This is a genomic window from Ignavibacteriales bacterium (genome assembly GCA_016709765.1).
Taxonomy (GTDB): Bacteria; Bacteroidota; Ignavibacteria; order Ignavibacteriales; family Ignavibacteriaceae; genus IGN3.
The window spans coordinates 15,972-34,089 of sequence record JADJMD010000013.1 but is presented as its reverse complement, the minus strand read 5'-3'; the positions used below and the strand labels follow the sequence as shown (position 1 = coordinate 34,089).

Annotated in this window: 17 protein-coding genes; 9 read left to right on the top strand and 8 right to left on the bottom strand. The window is 32.7% G+C overall.

The window, feature by feature from the left end:
• Positions 1-58 precede the first annotated feature (58 nt).
• Complete coding sequence (rpmB, locus tag IPJ23_09920; GenBank protein MBK7630992.1) at positions 59-298, bottom strand: 50S ribosomal protein L28; 240 nt, start codon at positions 296-298, stop codon at positions 59-61.
• A 221-nt stretch (positions 299-519) separates the two neighbouring features.
• On the opposite strand from rpmB, the gene IPJ23_09915 reads away from it, so the two are divergent.
• Complete coding sequence (locus IPJ23_09915) at positions 520-1,131, top strand: threonylcarbamoyl-AMP synthase (protein ID MBK7630991.1); 612 nt, start codon at positions 520-522, stop codon at positions 1,129-1,131.
• 42 nt (positions 1,132-1,173) lie between these two features.
• Here the strand turns inward: IPJ23_09915 and IPJ23_09910 are convergent, their stop codons facing one another.
• The 4 genes from IPJ23_09910 to IPJ23_09895 are packed head-to-tail and all read right to left on the bottom strand — an operon-like array spanning position 1,174 to position 6,950.
• Entirely contained in the window at positions 1,174-1,944 is a 771-nt protein-coding gene (locus IPJ23_09910; GenBank protein ID MBK7630990.1) for an SDR family NAD(P)-dependent oxidoreductase, read from the bottom strand.
• Positions 1,945-1,963: 19 nt separating this feature from the next.
• The gene (gene amrS / locus IPJ23_09905) at positions 1,964-2,989 is read right to left on the bottom strand and encodes an AmmeMemoRadiSam system radical SAM enzyme (GenBank protein ID MBK7630989.1); all 1,026 of its coding nucleotides are present in this window, start codon (positions 2,987-2,989) and stop codon (positions 1,964-1,966) included.
• Positions 2,990-2,994: 5 nt separating this feature from the next.
• Positions 2,995-4,431, bottom strand: coding sequence for a pyruvate kinase (pyk, locus tag IPJ23_09900; GenBank protein ID MBK7630988.1), 1,437 nt, complete (start codon positions 4,429-4,431; stop codon positions 2,995-2,997).
• A complete protein-coding gene (locus IPJ23_09895; GenBank protein ID MBK7630987.1) occupies positions 4,431-6,950 on the bottom strand; it encodes an AAA family ATPase in 2,520 nt (839 codons plus the stop codon). The genes pyk and IPJ23_09895 overlap by 1 nt, the downstream gene beginning before the upstream one ends.
• A gap of 91 nt (positions 6,951-7,041) precedes the next feature.
• Between IPJ23_09895 and IPJ23_09890 the strand changes: the two genes are divergently transcribed.
• Both IPJ23_09890 and IPJ23_09885 read left to right on the top strand, forming a co-directional pair.
• On the top strand, positions 7,042-8,169 hold the full coding sequence (locus IPJ23_09890) for an aminotransferase class V-fold PLP-dependent enzyme (protein ID MBK7630986.1): 1,128 nt from the start codon (positions 7,042-7,044) through the stop codon (positions 8,167-8,169).
• Positions 8,170-8,201: 32 nt separating this feature from the next.
• On the top strand, positions 8,202-8,747 hold the full coding sequence (locus IPJ23_09885) for a DUF2911 domain-containing protein (GenBank protein ID MBK7630985.1): 546 nt from the start codon (positions 8,202-8,204) through the stop codon (positions 8,745-8,747).
• On the opposite strand, the gene IPJ23_09880 is transcribed toward IPJ23_09885, so the two are convergent.
• Both IPJ23_09880 and IPJ23_09875 read right to left on the bottom strand, forming a co-directional pair.
• Complete coding sequence (locus IPJ23_09880; protein MBK7630984.1) at positions 8,748-9,944, bottom strand: glycosyltransferase family 39 protein; 1,197 nt, start codon at positions 9,942-9,944, stop codon at positions 8,748-8,750. It abuts the gene before it with no gap.
• A gap of 52 nt (positions 9,945-9,996) precedes the next feature.
• A complete protein-coding gene (locus IPJ23_09875; GenBank protein ID MBK7630983.1) occupies positions 9,997-11,343 on the bottom strand; it encodes a phosphomannomutase in 1,347 nt (448 codons plus the stop codon).
• Positions 11,344-11,490: 147 nt separating this feature from the next.
• Here IPJ23_09875 and IPJ23_09870 point away from each other — a divergent pair, with 147 nt between their 5' ends.
• Positions 11,491-11,856: a hypothetical protein gene (locus IPJ23_09870; protein MBK7630982.1), complete on the top strand. Its 366-nt coding sequence runs from the start codon at positions 11,491-11,493 to the stop codon at positions 11,854-11,856.
• 167 nt (positions 11,857-12,023) lie between these two features.
• Positions 12,024-14,180, top strand: coding sequence for a S46 family peptidase (locus IPJ23_09865; GenBank protein ID MBK7630981.1), 2,157 nt, complete (start codon positions 12,024-12,026; stop codon positions 14,178-14,180).
• 76 nt (positions 14,181-14,256) lie between these two features.
• On the opposite strand, the gene IPJ23_09860 is transcribed toward IPJ23_09865, so the two are convergent.
• Positions 14,257-14,793 (bottom strand): hypothetical protein, encoded by a 537-nt coding sequence (locus tag IPJ23_09860; protein MBK7630980.1) that lies wholly within the window; start codon positions 14,791-14,793, stop codon positions 14,257-14,259.
• A gap of 65 nt (positions 14,794-14,858) precedes the next feature.
• On the opposite strand from IPJ23_09860, the gene IPJ23_09855 reads away from it, so the two are divergent.
• From IPJ23_09855 to cydB, 4 genes are all read left to right on the top strand, one after another.
• Positions 14,859-15,206 (top strand): thermonuclease family protein, encoded by a 348-nt coding sequence (locus IPJ23_09855; protein MBK7630979.1) that lies wholly within the window; start codon positions 14,859-14,861, stop codon positions 15,204-15,206.
• Between the two features lie 31 nt (positions 15,207-15,237).
• Entirely contained in the window at positions 15,238-15,576 is a 339-nt protein-coding gene (locus IPJ23_09850) for a gliding motility protein GldC (protein MBK7630978.1), read from the top strand.
• Between the two features lie 137 nt (positions 15,577-15,713).
• Complete coding sequence (locus tag IPJ23_09845) at positions 15,714-17,072, top strand: cytochrome ubiquinol oxidase subunit I (protein ID MBK7630977.1); 1,359 nt, start codon at positions 15,714-15,716, stop codon at positions 17,070-17,072.
• A gap of 10 nt (positions 17,073-17,082) precedes the next feature.
• The gene (gene cydB, locus IPJ23_09840) at positions 17,083-18,111 is read left to right on the top strand and encodes a cytochrome d ubiquinol oxidase subunit II (GenBank protein MBK7630976.1); all 1,029 of its coding nucleotides are present in this window, start codon (positions 17,083-17,085) and stop codon (positions 18,109-18,111) included.
• Positions 18,112-18,118 lie beyond the last annotated feature (7 nt).

The following is an 18,118-nucleotide window of genomic DNA, read 5'->3' as shown; positions in this document are numbered from 1 at the left end:
AATTAAAAAGGGAATCCAATCGGATTCCCTTTTTTTATACCTAATCTTTTTAGCTAGCCTATCTAACTTTAATTTTTTTATCACTTACAAGTTTTGCAATATGTGCCGTGCCTTTTTTACTTATAGTTTTTATCGCACTCGTTGTAAGTTTAATAGTAACAAATCTATTTAATTCTTGAACCCAAATTCTTTTTTTCTGAAGGTTTGGTAAAAATCTAGTCTTTGTATGATTGTGTGCGTGCGATATGTGATTTCCGGCTACCGGACTTACACCTGTTACTTGGCATCTTCTAGCCATAGCTTTATAACTCCTTAAAATAAATACATTTCAAATTTTAGAGCAGTAAATATATATAAATCATCCTAAAAAACTAAAGAATATCTATAGAAATTTTTATAAATGCCCTACAAAAATAATTATTAAGTTTGGCAACAGTTTATCCTTAATTAGGTTGATTTTGTATTTAGAAAGGCTATTTTTGCATTAAATTTTAAGAAATCTGAAAAACGAAATTAATTATGGAATTTTTCGAGCTACATCCACAAACGCCACAAATAAGATTTATTAGCAAAGCTGTTGACGTCTTGAAGAGTGGTGGCATCATTATTTTTCCCACTGACACTTATTATGGGCTCGGATGCGATTTATTTAACAGGGAAGGAATTGAACAAATTCTTGCTCTAAAAAATGAAACCGATACAAAGTTGTTTAGTTTTATCTGCTCTGATTTGAAAGACATTTCAAAATATGCTAAAGTTTCTGATTACGCTTATCGAACAATGAAACATCTTTTACCCGGTCCATACACATTTATCTTACCAGCCGCCAGAGTTATACCTAAAAAATTATGGAGCAAAAGAAAAACTGTTGGAATAAGAGTTCCAGATCATTCTGTTACTATGCAAATCGTAAAGGAGTTAGGTAATCCGATTGCAAGTACAAGTGCAACCACAAGACTTGGCGAACCATTATTTGATCCATTTGAAATTAAAAACATTTTTAATTCTCGTATAGATCTGATGCTTGCTTCTAGCTCTATGAGTTTTGAACCTTCAAGCGTTGTAGATTTAAGTGGAGAAGAACCCGAAATTATAAGAGAGGGTGCAGGAGATGTAAGTTTATTCAGATAGTTTTTTACCTGGAGGAAAAGGAGGAAAAAAATCCTCCTTTCTTTATTTTCTGTAAACTTGTGTTGATGAAGCTTGTTGAATTGGAGTGAGTATCACTTCATTAATATTTACATTTTTTGGACGTGTTGCACAAAATACAACTGCTTCAGCAACATCATTTGGTGAAAGCGGCGTGAGACCTTTATAAACTTGTTCGGCTCTTTGTTCATCCCCAGAAAATCTTACTTTACTAAACTCTGTTTGTACCATCCCTGGATCAACACTGCTAACCTTTATACCTTTATCAAGCAGATCTAACCGAAAAGATTGTGTTAAAGATTTAACTGCAAATTTAGTAGCTGAATAAACATTGCCGTATGTATAAACTTCGTGCCCGGCAGTTGATCCGATATTTATAATATGTCCGCTTTGTTTTTCCACCATTATTGGTGAGACCACACGAGTTACATTTAGTAATCCTTTTAAATTTGTATCGATCATTTCATCCCAATCAGAAAGGTTTCCCTCATAAACTTTCTCGAAACCTCGTGCTAAACCTGCATTGTTAACAAGAATATCAATTTGCTTCCATTCCGATTCTAATGATTCAAATTTATTTTGTACATCTTCAAACTTTCGCACATCAACTTCAAGACTTTTTACTTTTATTTGATATTCCTTTTCAAGATCATCAGCTAGAATTTTCAATCTATCTAATCTTCGCGCTGATAATATTAGATTTGCTTTTAGTTTTGCAAACTCAATAGCACAAGATTTTCCAATTCCAGATGAAGCACCTGTTATAAATACAGTCTTATTTTCAAGATTTAACATATTGTATCCTACTTAAAAATTATGAATATATTCCGGGCAATTTATTCCCGCATTTTATACACTTATCATTTTCCAAATTAACGATTTTTGTTTCATGCCAATTTCTTTCGATTGATAAACTTCCGCATTTTGCGCAGTATGTAGATTGATTTTTTATATCATTTACATTTCCAACATAGCAATAGTTGATTCCCATTTTAGTTGCGATATCTTTTGCTCGTAATAATGTTGAGTGTGGTGTGGGTGTTTTATTTATCATTTTAAAATCAGGATGAAATGCAGTAAAATGTAATGGGACATTTTCTCCAAGATTATTTAGAATCCAATTGCACTCATTTTTTATTTCTTCATCAGAATCATTCTCATCTGGTATTAGTAGTGTTGTTATCTCCATCCAAACATTCGTTTCATTCTTAAGCCATATCAATGTATCCAAAACATCTGCCAAGTGCGAAATTGTATTCTTAAAATAAAACCTTTCTGTAAATCCCTTTAAATCAACATTAGCAGCATCAATAAATCTATAAACATCTTTGCGTGCATCTTTATCGATGTAACCAGCTGTTACCATAACTGATTTAATATTTTCTTCCTTCGCAAGTTGTGAAATATCAATCACATATTCACCAAATATTGTTGGATCATTATAAGTAAAAGCAATTGATGGAGTTGAATATTTTTTTGCAAGCATAACTACATCTTCTGGTGACGCAGTTAAAGAGCTTATTTCATCTAGCTTCGCTTTACTAATTGACCAATTCTGACAAAACTTACATCCTAAATTGCATCCAGCAGTCCCGAAGCTTAAAATTTTTGAGGAAGGAAGAAAATGATTTAAGGGCTTTTTCTCTATGGGATCAATTACAAATCCTGTCGGCTTACCATATCCTAAAGTAAATAATTCCCCATCGATGTTTTGACGAATGTAACAGAAACCTGATTGGCCTTGGCCAATTTCACAATAGCGCGGGCACAGGGTACACAAAATTTTATTCCGATCAATATTGTGCCACCATAGGGCTTCTTTCATTTCGTTTTTAATCATTGTTGCTATAATACTTCAAATCTTAGCCAATTTGCTCTGCTTTTTTCTGAATAGGGTGCACCAGCCGTAAAGATAACAAGATCACCTTTTTTAGCAAGTCCGGAATTAAGTATTAATTCTTTAGCGTCATCAATTGCCAGGTGTTCTTTATCAATTTTTTCTCTGTAAACTGATGTAACACCCCATCGTAAACAAAGATTATTCATTGTTTCAAAACTATTTGATATTGCGATAATTTTTGATTCCGGCTTATACTTAGAAATTATTCTAGCGGTTCGTCCCTCAAAAGTAAAAACAACAATTGCCTGAGCATTAATTTGTTTACTTATTTCAACAATCGCTTTACCGACTGAATCAAAAAGTTTTTCCTGAAGACTATCTGGAGAAATAAAATAATTGTTGACTCTGTCTTCATCGTGCTGTTCTGCATTCTTAATAATATCGTTCATAATTTGAACTGTGTGAAACGGAAATTTTCCCACGGAAGTTTCAGCACTTAACATCACAACGTCAGTTCCATCCCATACCGCGTTAGCAACATCCGAAGCCTCTGCGCGTGTTGGAACCGGTGAGTTAATCATCGACTCTAACATTTGTGTTGCCGTTATTACAAGTTTACCCATCGCATTGCACTGCCGAATAATTGATTTTTGCAGCACAGGTACTTCTTGTGGGGGTAGCTCAACACCTAAATCTCCTCTGGCAACCATTATTCCATCGGCGGCTAAAATTATTTCAAAAAGGTTATCAACGGCTTCCTTCTTTTCAATTTTTGCAATTACGGGAATGTTTTTTCCTTTTTCAGCCAGCCATTTTTTTAGTTCAACCACGTCATTTGCGCTTCTAACAAATGATAATGCGATATAGTCAACACGATGTTTAATCACAAATTCCAGGTCTTTAAAATCTTTTTCAGTTATTGAAGGAGTAGATAAATTCATTCCTGGAAGATTCATTCCTTTTTTAGGTGTTAAAGTTCCACCATTTATGATTTCACAAACTAGTGATTTTTCTTTTTTAGTTTTTACTTTTAGGCGTATCAAGCCATCATTAATCAAGATCTGATCTTCGATTTGAGCATCGCCAATTAATTGCTTGTAAGATGTAGAAATAATTTTTTCATTCCCTTTGATGTCAGCTATCGTAATTTCAATGAAATTTCCAGTTATTAATTCTACACTTGGCTGTTCTAATTCTCCAATTCTTATTTTTGGACCTTGAACATCAACAAGAACAGCAAGAGGCGTGTTCTCTTCTAAGCAGGCGATGTGAACCGAATTAAAAGTTTCTTCAAAAAAATCATACGATCCATGTGACAAGTTTAATCTTACCCCATCAATTCCTGCTAAAATTAATTGTCTTATTGCATTAACATCTTGGGTTGCTGGACCGAGAGTAGCAAGTATTTTAGTCTTTGCATTAGTTTGCGATATTGCATCCATTATTTAATTCTTTTCCGTGGATTATTATTCTCACTTTTTTTTGTTGTTGGTTTCTTTTTGATATTGGTGGATTTCTTCCTTATTAGTTCTTCCGAATTATTGACTTTTATTGAACGCGATTTAGCATATAACTCTTTTATCTTATTTTCTACTTTATAAAAAACAGAACCTTCTTCATAACCTTTTTCAGTTTTAGTTCCAGCTTTTATACCTGTAAGAATTTCAATTCCTTCTTCCACGCGCGTTATTGGATAAATATGAAAAACACCTTTTCGTACAGCGGCTATCACATCTTCGCGCAGCATAAGATCTTTAACATTTTGGATTGGAATAATAACACCTTGATTTCCTGTAAATCCATTCAACTTACAAATATCAAAAAAGCCTTCTATCTTTTCATTAACTCCACCAATTGGTTGAACATCACCTTTTTGATTTAACGAGCCTGTAACGGCTAATGATTGCTTGATTGGTAATCCTGATAATGTGGAAAGTAGTGCAAATATCTCTGTACACGAAGCGCTGTCTCCATCAACCATTCCGTAAGATTGTTCAAACACAAGATTAGCATTAAATGATAATGGTTGATCTTGTCCAAAAGTTTCTCTGAAATATCCGGAAATAATTAGTACACCTTTGTTGTAGTGTCTACCACTCATTCCTGCTTCGCGCTCTACGTTAATTATGGTGCCGCTTCCTAAAGAAACAGTTGCTGTAATTCTTGTTGGTCTTCCGAACGAATAAAAATCTGCATTGTAAACTGCTAAGGCATTTATTTGTCCAACTCTTTCTCCATCCGTATCAATCAAGAAAGTTTTATTCTCAAACATTTCAGTTACTTTATCTTCAAGCATTCCATGTCTTTCACGTGCAAACTGGTATGCCTTTTCCACATGTGCGGCAGATACAATATTAAAACCATCATCCGAGGCCCAAAAACTTGCCTCGCGAGCGATGTCTGCAATTTGAGAAAAGCGTAATGTTAGTTTGCTCTGTCTACCTGCCATTATTGCACTAATTTCTAAAAGTTGTGCAATCGCTGATTTATCAAACTCTTTCAGTTTTTCTTGTTTGATTAATTTTTTGATAACCTGGACATATTCTTTAATAACACTATCACTTCTAACAATTTCATAATCAAAATCAGCTTTTACTTTAAACATTTTCTTAAAATCATACTCACGTTCACTTAAATATGCGTATATCATTTGACTACCAATCAAAATAACCTTTGTATCTATATCAATTGGTTGTGGTTTTAGTGATGATGATGACATTGAAAACTGATGTGGAGATTCCTGTATTTCTAACTTGCTGTATGTAAGTATGCGTTTTAAAGATTTCCATACACCGGGTTCTTCAAACAAGTGCATTACGTTTAAAACTAAATATCCACCGTTTGCACGCAACATCGATCCCGCTTTAATATTTGTAAAATCGCTGTACCAGTTTCCTTTGCCATCGCTAACTTTTTCTATCGTACCAAATAAGTTTGTGTATGTTGGATTAGTTTCTACAATAACAGGGCATTCATTTGTTTCGGTATTATCAAGAATTATATTCAAATCATATTCTCGAAAATAATCTATTATTAATCCTTCCTGCGTAATTTCTCCTTCTGATTTTATACCTTTAAATATTTGAACATTGTCTAAAATATTTTCTTCAACTATGGTTAGGTGTTCTAGAGCAGAATTAGAATTATATTTTTCTTTTAATCCCTCAAATATGCCGCGAACTATAACCTCTGCGCTTTCTTTTTCAAGCTTCTGTAGTTTTTCCTGAAACTCTTGGCTGATCTTTAATCCTTTTTTAAAAACGATTTGTAGCTTTGGTTGCTGCTCGTTGTAGTCAAGAATAATTTTCTGTGCATCCTCTTTGGTTAATTTTTTTTGTTTTATAAGTTCTTCTAATTGAAAAACAGGAATTGGTTGATTATCAATTAAAGGAATAATATCAGGTCTAATCTGTTCCCCAACTTTAATTTGTCCTAAAGAAAATCCTTTTATTCTCAACTCCTTATCAAAAGCTTCCATCAACTCTTGTTCTTTTTGATTGTACTCCTCAACAATATTTTTTTTTCGGGATAGATAAAGTTCACTTTCAAGTGCAATGGGAATCCTTTGTTTTAAAACTTCAATAGCTGAATTAAGATCTTGCTTAAATTCTTTGGCCTGGCCTTTATGGAATTTGATAAGCAGTGGTTGATCAGGATCCTTAAAATTATTTACATAGGCATAATCATAAAGCCTGGGACAATCAGTACTAATTTTTTCTAACATTTTTTTTACAGTAGTAGCTTTTCCTGAACCTGATAATCCAGCAATGTAAATGTTGTATCCAGGGCTGCGTAAATCCACACCCATTCTGATTGCTTTTAACGCACGCTCCTGGCCAATTATCCCTTCAATGGGGTCAATATCTTCAGTAGATTCAAACTCAAATATTGTTGGATCGCATTTCCATCGTAGTTCTTCTGGTTTCAGTTCTTTATGTTTAAGGGGTTTTAGAATCGCCATTATTTACCTGCAATTAGTTGATAGTGGAGGAGATAAAATTCATTCTTATTTTTGTATTGAAAACTAATTAAACTATGAGCGAATTTCAAAGATGAATAAAACAGAAGTGCGTAATATTTTCCCTTATCTGCAGAACGAAATTGTTTATTTCAATCACGCCTCAACTGGTCCAATCTCCTCACTTGTGGTAAACCGTTTATCAAATCTATTAGTAGAAAAAAGTGAAACCAAAATGGATGATTACACTTCTTTTCTTAAAGTACTTGATGAAACAAAAATATTATTATCAGAACTAATTAATTGTAGCGTTGATCGAATAGCATTTATCGATAATACATCCAATGGATTGAACACACTTGCTCAAAGTATTGATTGGAAAAAAGGGGATAGAATACTGCTAAACGATGTTGAGTTTCCCGCAAACGTTTATCCATTTCTAAATCTAAAAAGATTGGGTGTTAAAATCGATTTTGTCAAATCTGAAAATGGAATTGTAACTGCTGAGCAAATTATTAGAGCTATTAAACCAGAAACAAGATTGATTTCTGTAAGTTTTGTTCAATTTCTTTCCGGATATAAAATTGATTTAGAAAAAATTGGAAATTATTGCAGGGCAAATAATATTATTTTTAATGTGGATGGCATTCAAGGTATTGGCGCCATGCGGATAGATGTGAAAAAATCCAAAATAGATTTTCTTTCTTGCGGAACACAAAAATGGTTATTGGGTATGCAGGGCTTGGCATTTATTTATGTTGATGAAGATTTTCAAAAGAAAATGATTCCGGCAAATGTAGGTTGGCTTTCTGTTGAAAATGCATGGAATCTTTTAGATTACAAAATGGATCTCAAAACATCTGCAAATGTTTTTCAAGGTGGAACTTTAAATTCCTATGGGATATATGCATTCAATACATCTCTAAAACTATTTGAAGATTTTGGTTATGATAAAATTGAAAATGAAATTTTATCAAACACAAAATATTTTATTAATAAACTAAAGAGTATTGGAATAGATTGTGTTTTAGTTAATCGCACAGATGAAGAATTAGCTGGTATAGTAACTATCAAAACAAAAGGTGCAGAACGAATATTTGAAGTATTCGAGCAAAGGAAAATAATCTGTTCACTCCGCGAGGGTTTTATAAGGTTTGCACCACATTTTTATAATACCCATCATGAGATTGATAAAGTAGTTGAGGAATTACAAAAAATTTGAATATCTTTAAATAAAAAAATTAGGTTAGAATTATGAATCGGTTATACAGCATAGCACTTTTGTCGATGTTTTTATTTCTTTCTCTTATAGTTTCAACCAATGCACAAAATAAAAAGGAAGAAATACGCATAAGCCCTAAAGCAGAGGTAATGCAAACAGTGGGCTTTACAGATGTTCGAATTGTTTATAGCAGACCTGGAGTAAAAGGTAGAACTATTTGGGGCAAACTTGTTCCTTATGATGCAGTTTGGCGCGCAGGTGCAAATGAAGCTACTAAAATAATTTTCTCAACTGATGTTTCTATTGAAGGAAAAAAGTTAAAAAAAGGTTCATACAGTTTTTTTGCAATTCCAGGAGTTAAGGATTGGACATTAATTTTTAATAAAGTTGCAGATCAGTGGGGAGCGTTTGAGTATAACGAATCCGAAGACGTACTTAGAGTTAAAGTAAAAACTGAAAAAGCGGTTTGGCAGGAATGGTTATCTTACACAATAAACAAAGCCTCAAATACTTCCGCGGTTATTAGGCTTGAGTGGGAAAAAATTAAAGTACCATTTAAAGTTGAAGTGAAGTTGTAGTTAAATGTTTAAATCTTGTTCAATTGGGAATATAAGGCAGTAGATACAAATAACTAAAAAGGGAATAATCATAGTTAAATACTTTTCCCAAACCTGGTATGAAAAAGGCATTATTATTAGGAAAAGGATCCAGAGAAAAGTAAATATTATTTCTTTATCAAATAATCTCGATTTTATTTGCGAATAAAATCTTTTTAAAAGCTCAGTATTTATATAACATCCAACAAAAAGAAAAACCCACAGAATTATTTTTATTCCTAAACTTTCTAATCCAAAAAAATCTGCAAGCGTTTGATGCATAATTCCAACCGTTTTGTAATCTGTAAACTCTAAAGTTGCTAAAGAAGTTTTAACAGGGAAAAAAGATAATAAGATTGTCAATACAAACGCGATTAATAGACTTGTATAATTAAACTTTATCTTCTTGAAAAATATAATAGCTAAAGGTAAAATATAGATAACGGAAAAAGTTATGTAAGTGTTTATATAATCAAGGTTATATAAAGATGAATTTGGAACGATCCATTTTTCTATTCCGCTCGCTGGTGAAATGTTTTCCCATATTCCAAATAATATAATTAGTGGGATGAAAGTTAAAAAAGAACCAAAAATAAATTTTCTACTTGTAGATTTATCATTTACATAATAAAACGAAGAGTAGAGTAAAACTGCAATTGGAATGATACCAGCATACTGTCTGCAAAGTATTGCAAGCGCACTAAAAATTACAAAATAAATAATTTTATCTTTTGCAAAGGATATAACGGCTGCAAGCGACAACATAATTGTTAATATATCAGTAAAAACAAAAACACTTGTTCCAAAGAAATATGGATTTATAACTATAAGAAGTGAAAGAAGAAAAACGTGGATATCATTTTTGATAAACAATTTGATTAAATAGAAAAGAAGCTGCCACGTTATGAATGAAATTATCAAAGTTAGTAATCTTAAACTCTCGATAGAGCTATTAAATAATTTTGCCCAAAGAGAATAAAAAATGTAAAAAAAAGGCGGAGTAACTTCCGGATAATCTTTGATAGTACTGAAGTTAAAATTGTCTGCAAACAATCTTATTGTTTCAACAATGTGTCTTTCATCCCCATGAAAAGGAAGTTTAAATGAATAGATACCAATGAATGTTAATGAAATTAAAGAGAAAAAAAACCAAATTTGATAGGTTATATTATTTTTCATTATGATATTTAGGCGCAATTAGCAAAACTAATTGCGCCAATAAAACATTTTATTATGCTCTTATTATATCCAACAACTCTTTGGTTTTCTCTTCCATCAATAAAACATCTCCTTTACTTTCAACATTCAAACGAATTATTGGTTCGGTATTAGACATTCTTAAATTAAATCTCCACTCATCAAATTCAACACTTAAACCATCGGTTCTTTCTACTTTACCACCGGTATATAGTTTTTCAATTTCTTTTATTTTCCCGGAAGGATCAGCGATTGTGGAATTTATTTCTCCTGAGCAAGGAAAATTTGCAATCATTTCTTCAACAAGATCACTTAATGTTTTGTCTTCTTCAGACATTAATTGCATAATTAATAAGAACGGAATCATCCCACTATCTGAATAAGCATTATCTCTAAAGTAATGATGAGCTGACATCTCTCCGCCGTAAATTGAATTTACTTCGCGCATTTTTTGTTTGATAAATGCATGGCCGCTCTTGGATTCAACTGCTACACCGTTACTCTTTCCAACAACATCAAGGGTATTCCAAACTAACCTTGGATCGTGAACTATTCTTTCACCGGGAAATTTTTTAAGAATTGATTTTGCAAGTAACCCTACAATGTAATAGCCTTCAATAAAACTTCCTTTCTCATCAAAGAAAAAACAACGATCGTAATCTCCATCCCAGGCTACACCAAGATTTGCATTATTTTTTAGAACTGCGTCAATCGTTGGTTTTCTATTTTCGATAAGAAGCGGATTAGGAACTCCATTCGGAAAATCTGAATCCGGTTCGTTAAAAATTTTTATCATCTTTACCGGAAGTTTTGATTCAATTGCATCAAGCGATAATCCTGCACAACCATTCCCAGCATTTACTACAACTTTAAATGGATTGATTTTTTTAGGATCATAGAATTTAGATAGATTATTTATAAAGGCTTCCATCAGATCAATTTTTTCAACAGTTCCTTTTTTTGTACTTGTCTTACCCAAATCATTTTTTAAAATTATTTCTTCAACAACATTTAAACCTGAATCATATCCAACAGGGACAGAATCTCTCTTAACGAACTTCATTCCATTATATTCCGGTGGATTGTGGCTTGCTGTAATCATTATTCCACCATCAGCATTTAAGTATGGTGTTGAAAAGTAAATCATTTCTGTGCCACATAATCCAATATTTACTACATCACAGCCTGCATCTGTTAGACCGTTTATCAATGCTTCGCTAATCATTAAAGATGATTTTCGTATGTCATAGCCAACCACAACTTTGTTTGCCGTTACGTGTTTTGCAAATGCTCTTCCAATCTTATAAGCTAAATCGGTATTTAGTTCTGATGGTACTTTCCCTCTAATGTCATAAGCTTTAAAACTGTTTAGTTTTTCCATAAAGTTTCCTTAATAATAAATGAAAGAATAATCCTTGAAAAATAAAAGTGTTTTTTTATATATAAATGAGGTCTAATTTTGGTCGCAATTTAAAGAAAAATGTGCATTGATCGATAAAATATTTTTTTGAAAGGTACTCATTTTTCAATGGACTTTTTGTTAAACACTACTTACATTCGTACAACAAATTTTATGGAGATAGTTATCGCAAATACTGATACTATTAAGTGGCACTTCGCTAAATGTAATCATACAAAATGTAACTCGATTTTTTTAGTCCATCCGGAAGAAAATCCAGGTGATTTAGGGTTCATTTGTCCTGATTGCAGCAGAAAAATTCACACTTCACATATCGTTCAGTGTGCAAGTTGTAGAACGGTATTAAATTTTGTGAGAGCTGCACCTAACGAAGAAAAGGTTGTTTTTTCGGTTCCAAAATGTTCTCATTGCATCGGAACTATTGAAGATGAGTGGGAAATTGAACCTTTATATCAGCCAGATTCTTACATTTAGTTTTGTGCAAATTTTTATAGCTGATTTTAATACACCATTTTGGTGCGTTTGGCAGTTTATCCTTTTATGTAACCGTTTATCCTTCGATAGGTGCATAAAAGGATTTTATATTTAATTTTGCTATCGTTTTTTATCTAATATTATTTTAATCATTATAAGGTGTAGTTATGAAATTTCGGTTAGGAAACATTTCTAAGGGAATTGCTCTTTTTGTAATTCTGTTTAGTTTGTTTTCATCAATACAGGTTTCTGCTCAATCTACAGAGTGGATGAATCTTGATACTATTAAAGCTGGGCAATTTGATAGTGGAAAAATGTGGACTTTTGAATATCCGCCAATGGATTATTTTAGGCAGGCTTACAATTTTCAACCAGATGAGGCTTGGTTTGAACATGTTAGAATGTCCGCACTTCGTTTTGCAAATTACTGTTCTGCCTCATTTGTTTCTGCTGATGGATTGGTGATGACAAATCATCATTGTGCAAGGCAAAGTTTAACTCAGGTTACAAAAGAGGGTGAAGATCTGCACGAAACTGGTTTTATCTCTCAAACTTTGCAAGATGAAAGACCTGTCCCTGGATTGTATGTTGATCAATTAGTTTTGTTTGAAGATGTAACTGATGAAGTTATTGATGCAATTAATAAAAGCACAAATGATGAAGAAAAATCAAAATTAGAAAATGAAATTATTTCAAAAATTGAAGAAAGAGAATCTGCCGCAACAGGTCTTGAAGTTGCAATAACACCACTATACAATGGTGGTAAATTTTCACTTTATGGTTATAAAAGATATACAGATGTAAGATTGGTTTTGGCCCCGGAAGATCAGATGGGATTTTTTGGCGGCGATCCTGATAACTTTACTTACCCAAGATATAATTTAGATTGCAGTTTTTTTAGAGTTTATGACGAAAATGGAAATCCATTAAAAACAGAAAACTATTTTAAATGGAGTCAAAACGGTGCTGCAGTTGGTGAGCCAGTTTTTGTTGTTGGAAACCCAGGAAACACAGATAGGCTAAATACCGTTGCACAATTAGAATATGCACGAGATATTCAATATCCAAGAACAGTGGAATTATTAAGCAATCTATCAGAAATTTATTCTGAAATATTGAGAAAAGATCCAAGTAAAAAGATGCAGCTTGAGGATATGATTTTTAGTTTTGAAAATTCTAAAAAAGCTATTGGTGGAATACTTGAAGGATTAAGAAATCCAATCCTAATGCAGAGAAAAAAGGATTTTGAAAAAACTTTTCGGGCATCAGTTAATGCTGATCCTGAATTAAAAGGAAAGTATGGCCATTTGTGGGATAAAATTTCTGATTCGCGGATTCAATTAAGTGAAATCTCAAATAAAAATTTTGCTCTAAGTATGAACAGATTAGCTACTCCTAAATATTTCTTTATAGCTGATGAAGTAATTGCGATTGCAGAAAATCTTAAATTACCTGAAAGTGAAAGAGATGAACTATATGTTGGCGATGAACTTGATAATACGTTAGCGTCACTTTTCCCTGAAGATTTTAACAGTGAAATGAATAATCTATTATTAGAAAAAAAGATTGATGCATTATATATGTATTTAGGTGAGGATGATCCTTTGGTAAAGAAATTTACGGGCGGCAAGCAGGGAAAAGAAGCTGTTGAATATGTTTTATCAAACTCAAAAGTAACTAATCTTGATGATGTTAAGGCTTTACTAAAAGAAGGGCCAGACGAAGTATTAAAAGGTGAAGATCCATTTATTTATTTTATGATGAACTCAACAGAAAGAGCAGACGAGTATTCTAAAAAAATTAAAGACTTAGTTGATGTTGAATCCTCTTATTCTCAGCAGCTTGGTGTTGCATTGTTTAAAGTATACGGAACATCCATTCCACCAGATGCAACTTTTACTTTAAGATTGGCTGATGGAGTTGTTGAAGGATTTCCTTACAACGGAACTTATGCACAGCCTTTTACAACTTTTTATGGAATGTATGATCGATATATCGGACAGGGAAAAGTTTTTCCTTGGACATTACCAGAAAAATGGGCAACTCCTCCAGTTGGATTAGATTTATCAACACCATTTAACTTTGTATCAACAAACGATATTATTGGTGGAAACTCCGGTAGCCCTGTAATAAATAAAAATGGTGAGATTGTTGGTTTAGCTTTCGATGGAAATATTCAAGGATTACCAGGTAGCTTTATTTTTAGAACAGAGGAAAATCGTACCGTATCTGTCCATTCAAGTGGAATGTATGAAGCTATTGATAAAGTTTATAAGCTAAAAAGATTGAGTGCTGAGTTAAAAGCTGGGAAGATTACTAAGTAGTTGTTTATAAATATCAATTTTAAATTCCCTTCGATATCGAAGGGAATTCTTTTATCCCTACTTATTTATAACAGAATTAAATTGTATAATTTATAAAAAGATGAATTGAAGAATACTTTGGTAGAGTATTAAAAAAAGTAATTCCATATTCAGCACCTGCACCAATTTTAAAACCCTTTAAATTAAAATTTCTTAGATCATAACCTGCGGAAAGAGAGATTACAATTCCATAATCCCAGATATTTGTATCAAAAAAGGTTTTATCATTTAGTGCAAGCAATCCTACACCTTCTTCTAAAAATAACTTACTATCAAAATATTGGGTTGTAATTCCTTTAAGATTAAAACCTAAAATGTAAGGATTGTAAGTTTGAGTTGAGTTTGGAAGAAGTGAATTAAAATCTTTTGTGAAGATAAAACTTGCTCTGGGATATACTTCTTCAAATAGGGGAATATTAGCTTCCACAAATATAGATGAGGTAAATCCTCCAACAGAAGTTGAGTTACCGCTAAACGAACCACCGCCAAAATATCCACCGATTGAAATTTCTGTTTGCGAAAATATTAATGAAGAAAAAAACAGAACAATTATCAACAAAACTTTTACTTTCAATTTATATCCTTTTAATTTTACATCAACAAAATATAGGCAAGTAACTAAAATCGAAAGGAACAAATATGGATAATGTTCTTTATCATTATATTGTTCACGTAGTTGATGTTTATGATGGCGACACCTGTACTGTAGAAATTGATCTTGGCTTACATACTTGGATTAAAGTGGAAAAGATTCGCTTTAACAGAATTAATGCACCAGAATTACGCGGTGCTGAAAGAGTTAAAGGGTTGTGGAGTCGCGATTTTTTACGATCATTAATATTGAATAAGCAGTTAGTTATTGAAACGATAAAGAATAAAAAAGGTAAATATAGAAGATATCTTGGTGAAATTTGGTTAGTTGATGAAAAAGGAAAATCAATTAATATTAATGATGTAATGGTTGCAAACGGTGTTGCTAAATATTAAAAGTACTAAATAAATAATAGAAAGAAATTAAATGAGTAAAACATCCAACATATCTTTTAAAATTCAGCTTGATGATAAAAAAATGCCTGAAAAAATTGAATGGCAAGCTGATGATGCTGAATTTAAAGGAATGAAAGAAGCCAAAACAATAATGCTATCTCTTTGGGATAAGGCAGATAATGTTACGCTTGGTATCGATCTTTGGACAAAGGACATGCTTGTTGAAGATATGAATTTGCATTTTTACCAAATGATTTTAAAGCTTGGTGATACTTACCGAAAATCAACTAGCAATCCTGAACCAGCAAAAATGTTTGATAACTTTGCATCAGAATTTGCGGATAAATTAAAATTATTTGAGAAAAAATAATTTGGACTTATCTAAATAATCTAAGTCTTTAAATTTGAATAATATGCAACAGTTATCAATATCTAAATGTATTTTGTTTTTCATTCAAAATCATTTTTACTAATTTGAATTACGATTCAAACACTTTTAGGTTATTTATGGATGTTGAAATACTTTCTCGAATTCAATTTGCTTTCACTATCGCTTTCCATTATATCTATCCTCCACTAAGCATTGGTATTGCCATTATACTTGTGATTATGGAAGGAATGTATCTTAAAACAAAAGACAAATTCTTTGAAAACATGACAAAATTTTGGGTTAAGGTTTTTGCTTTAACTTTTGCTATCGGTGTTGCAACAGGGATTGTGATGGAGTTTGAATTTGGAACTAACTGGGCAACATACTCACGTTTTGTTGGCGATGTATTTGGAAGTGCGTTAGCTGCAGAAGGCATTTTTGCTTTCTTTCTGGAGTCCGGTTTTCTAGCTGTATTAGTTTTTGGATGGGATAAAGTTGGTCCAAAGATGCATTTCTTTTCAACTATTATGGTTTCACTTGGCTCAATGTTTAGTGCCGTGTGGATTGTAGTTGCAAACTCGTGGCAACAAACCCCAACAGGTTTTCATATTGTTGGAGAAGGAATAAATGCTCGCGCAGAAATTGTAGATTTTTGGGCAATGGTTTTTAATCCATCTTCTGTTGATAGACTTTCTCATGTTGTTTCTGGTGCATGGCTCGCCGGTGCATTTCTAATCATTAGCATAAGTGCATATTATCTTTTAAAAGACAGACACATTCGTTTTGCAAAAGCTTCGATAAAAATTGCCTTAATTGTGGTAATGATTGCTTCACTTTTCCAGTTGGTTACGGGGCATAGAAGCGCTGTTGGTGTGAGCGAAAATCAACCTGCAAAACTTGCCGCTATGGAAGCTGTCTTTGATGATCAAACTAAAGCTCCGCTTTATTTATTTGGCTGGGTTGATAGCGAAAATCAAAAAGTGAATTTCGGAATTGCTTTACCTGGAATGTTAAGTTATTTAATTGGTTTTGATACTAATACAAGAGTAACTGGCTTAAACTCATTCAGAGAAAAAGATAGACCACCAGTTAATATTGTTTTCCAGGCGTATCATTTAATGGTTGCCATTGGTTTTAGTTTGATTGCTATAAGTTTACTTGGAGTGTTTTTTTGGTGGCGTGGTACTTTATTTAAACAAAGATGGCTGCTGTGGATTTTTGTCTTCTCAGTTTTGTTACCCCAAATTGCCAATCAAATTGGGTGGATAACAGCCGAAGTAGGAAGGCAGCCATGGATCGTTTACGGACTACTTCGAACCTCAGAAGGGTTGTCAAAAGCTGTTGAGGCTGGACAAGTTTGGTTTTCGCTAATTCTTTTCACTTTGATATATATTGGTTTGTTCATCTTATTCATTTATTTGCTGAATGAAAAAATTCAGCATGGCCCCGAAGATGTTGATTCAATTCCATCAGAAATTGGGCATCCAAAAGCTTAGAGGTTGAAATATGGAATTTACTTTTGATTTAAATACAATATGGTTCTTCTTAATCGGAATTCTTTTAGTTGGCTATGCAATACTTGATGGATTCGATTTAGGTGTTGGCGCACTACATCTGCTTGTTAAAGATGATTTGGACAGAAGAATCATGATAAACTCTATAGGACCTGTGTGGGATGGAAATGAAGTTTGGCTTGTAACGGGCGGAGGAGCATTATTTGCAGCGTTTCCACATGTTTACGCAACTGTTTTTTCAGGATTTTATTCTGCTTTTATGATGTTACTATTTATGTTGATTTTTAGAGCAGTTGCTATAGAATTTAGAAGTAAGCGCCCAATGAAATGGTGGCGGCAAATGTGGGATGTTGCCTTTAGTGTTGCAAGTATTTTTATAGCTTTTCTTGCCGGAGTTACAGTTGCAAATTTAATTACCGGAGTTCCACTTGGACCGGATAAAGAATTTATCGGAACATTTTGGACACTTATAAATCCATATACAATATTGGTTGGTATTACAACTGTATCTCTATTTATGATGCATGGTGCAATTTACGGTGTGATGAAAACTGAAGGGGATCTCCATAATAAATTAAGAAGTTGGGTGAACAACACAATAATATTTTTTATTATTTGTTATATCACAACAACAATGGCAACCTTAATTTATTACCCACATATGATTCAGCATTTTAAAGAATTACCTGCACTTTTTATTCTTGCAGTTTTAAATATGTTAGCAATCGCAAACATCCCAAGAGAAATTTCTAAAGGAAAAGATTTTCTAGCATTTCTTTCTTCCTGCGCATCGATAGCAGCTTTGCTTGCTTTATTTGCCTTTGGTGTTTTCCCAAATTTTGTGCTTGCATCAAATAATCCTGACTTCAGTTTAAATATTTACAATGCAGCTTCATCTCAAAAAACATTAAATATTATGCTTATAATTGCGTTAAGTGGAATTCCTTTTGTACTTGCATACACAATAAGTATCTATTGGATTTTCCGCGGGAAAGTAAAACTAACAAATATGAGTTACTAAATTTTAT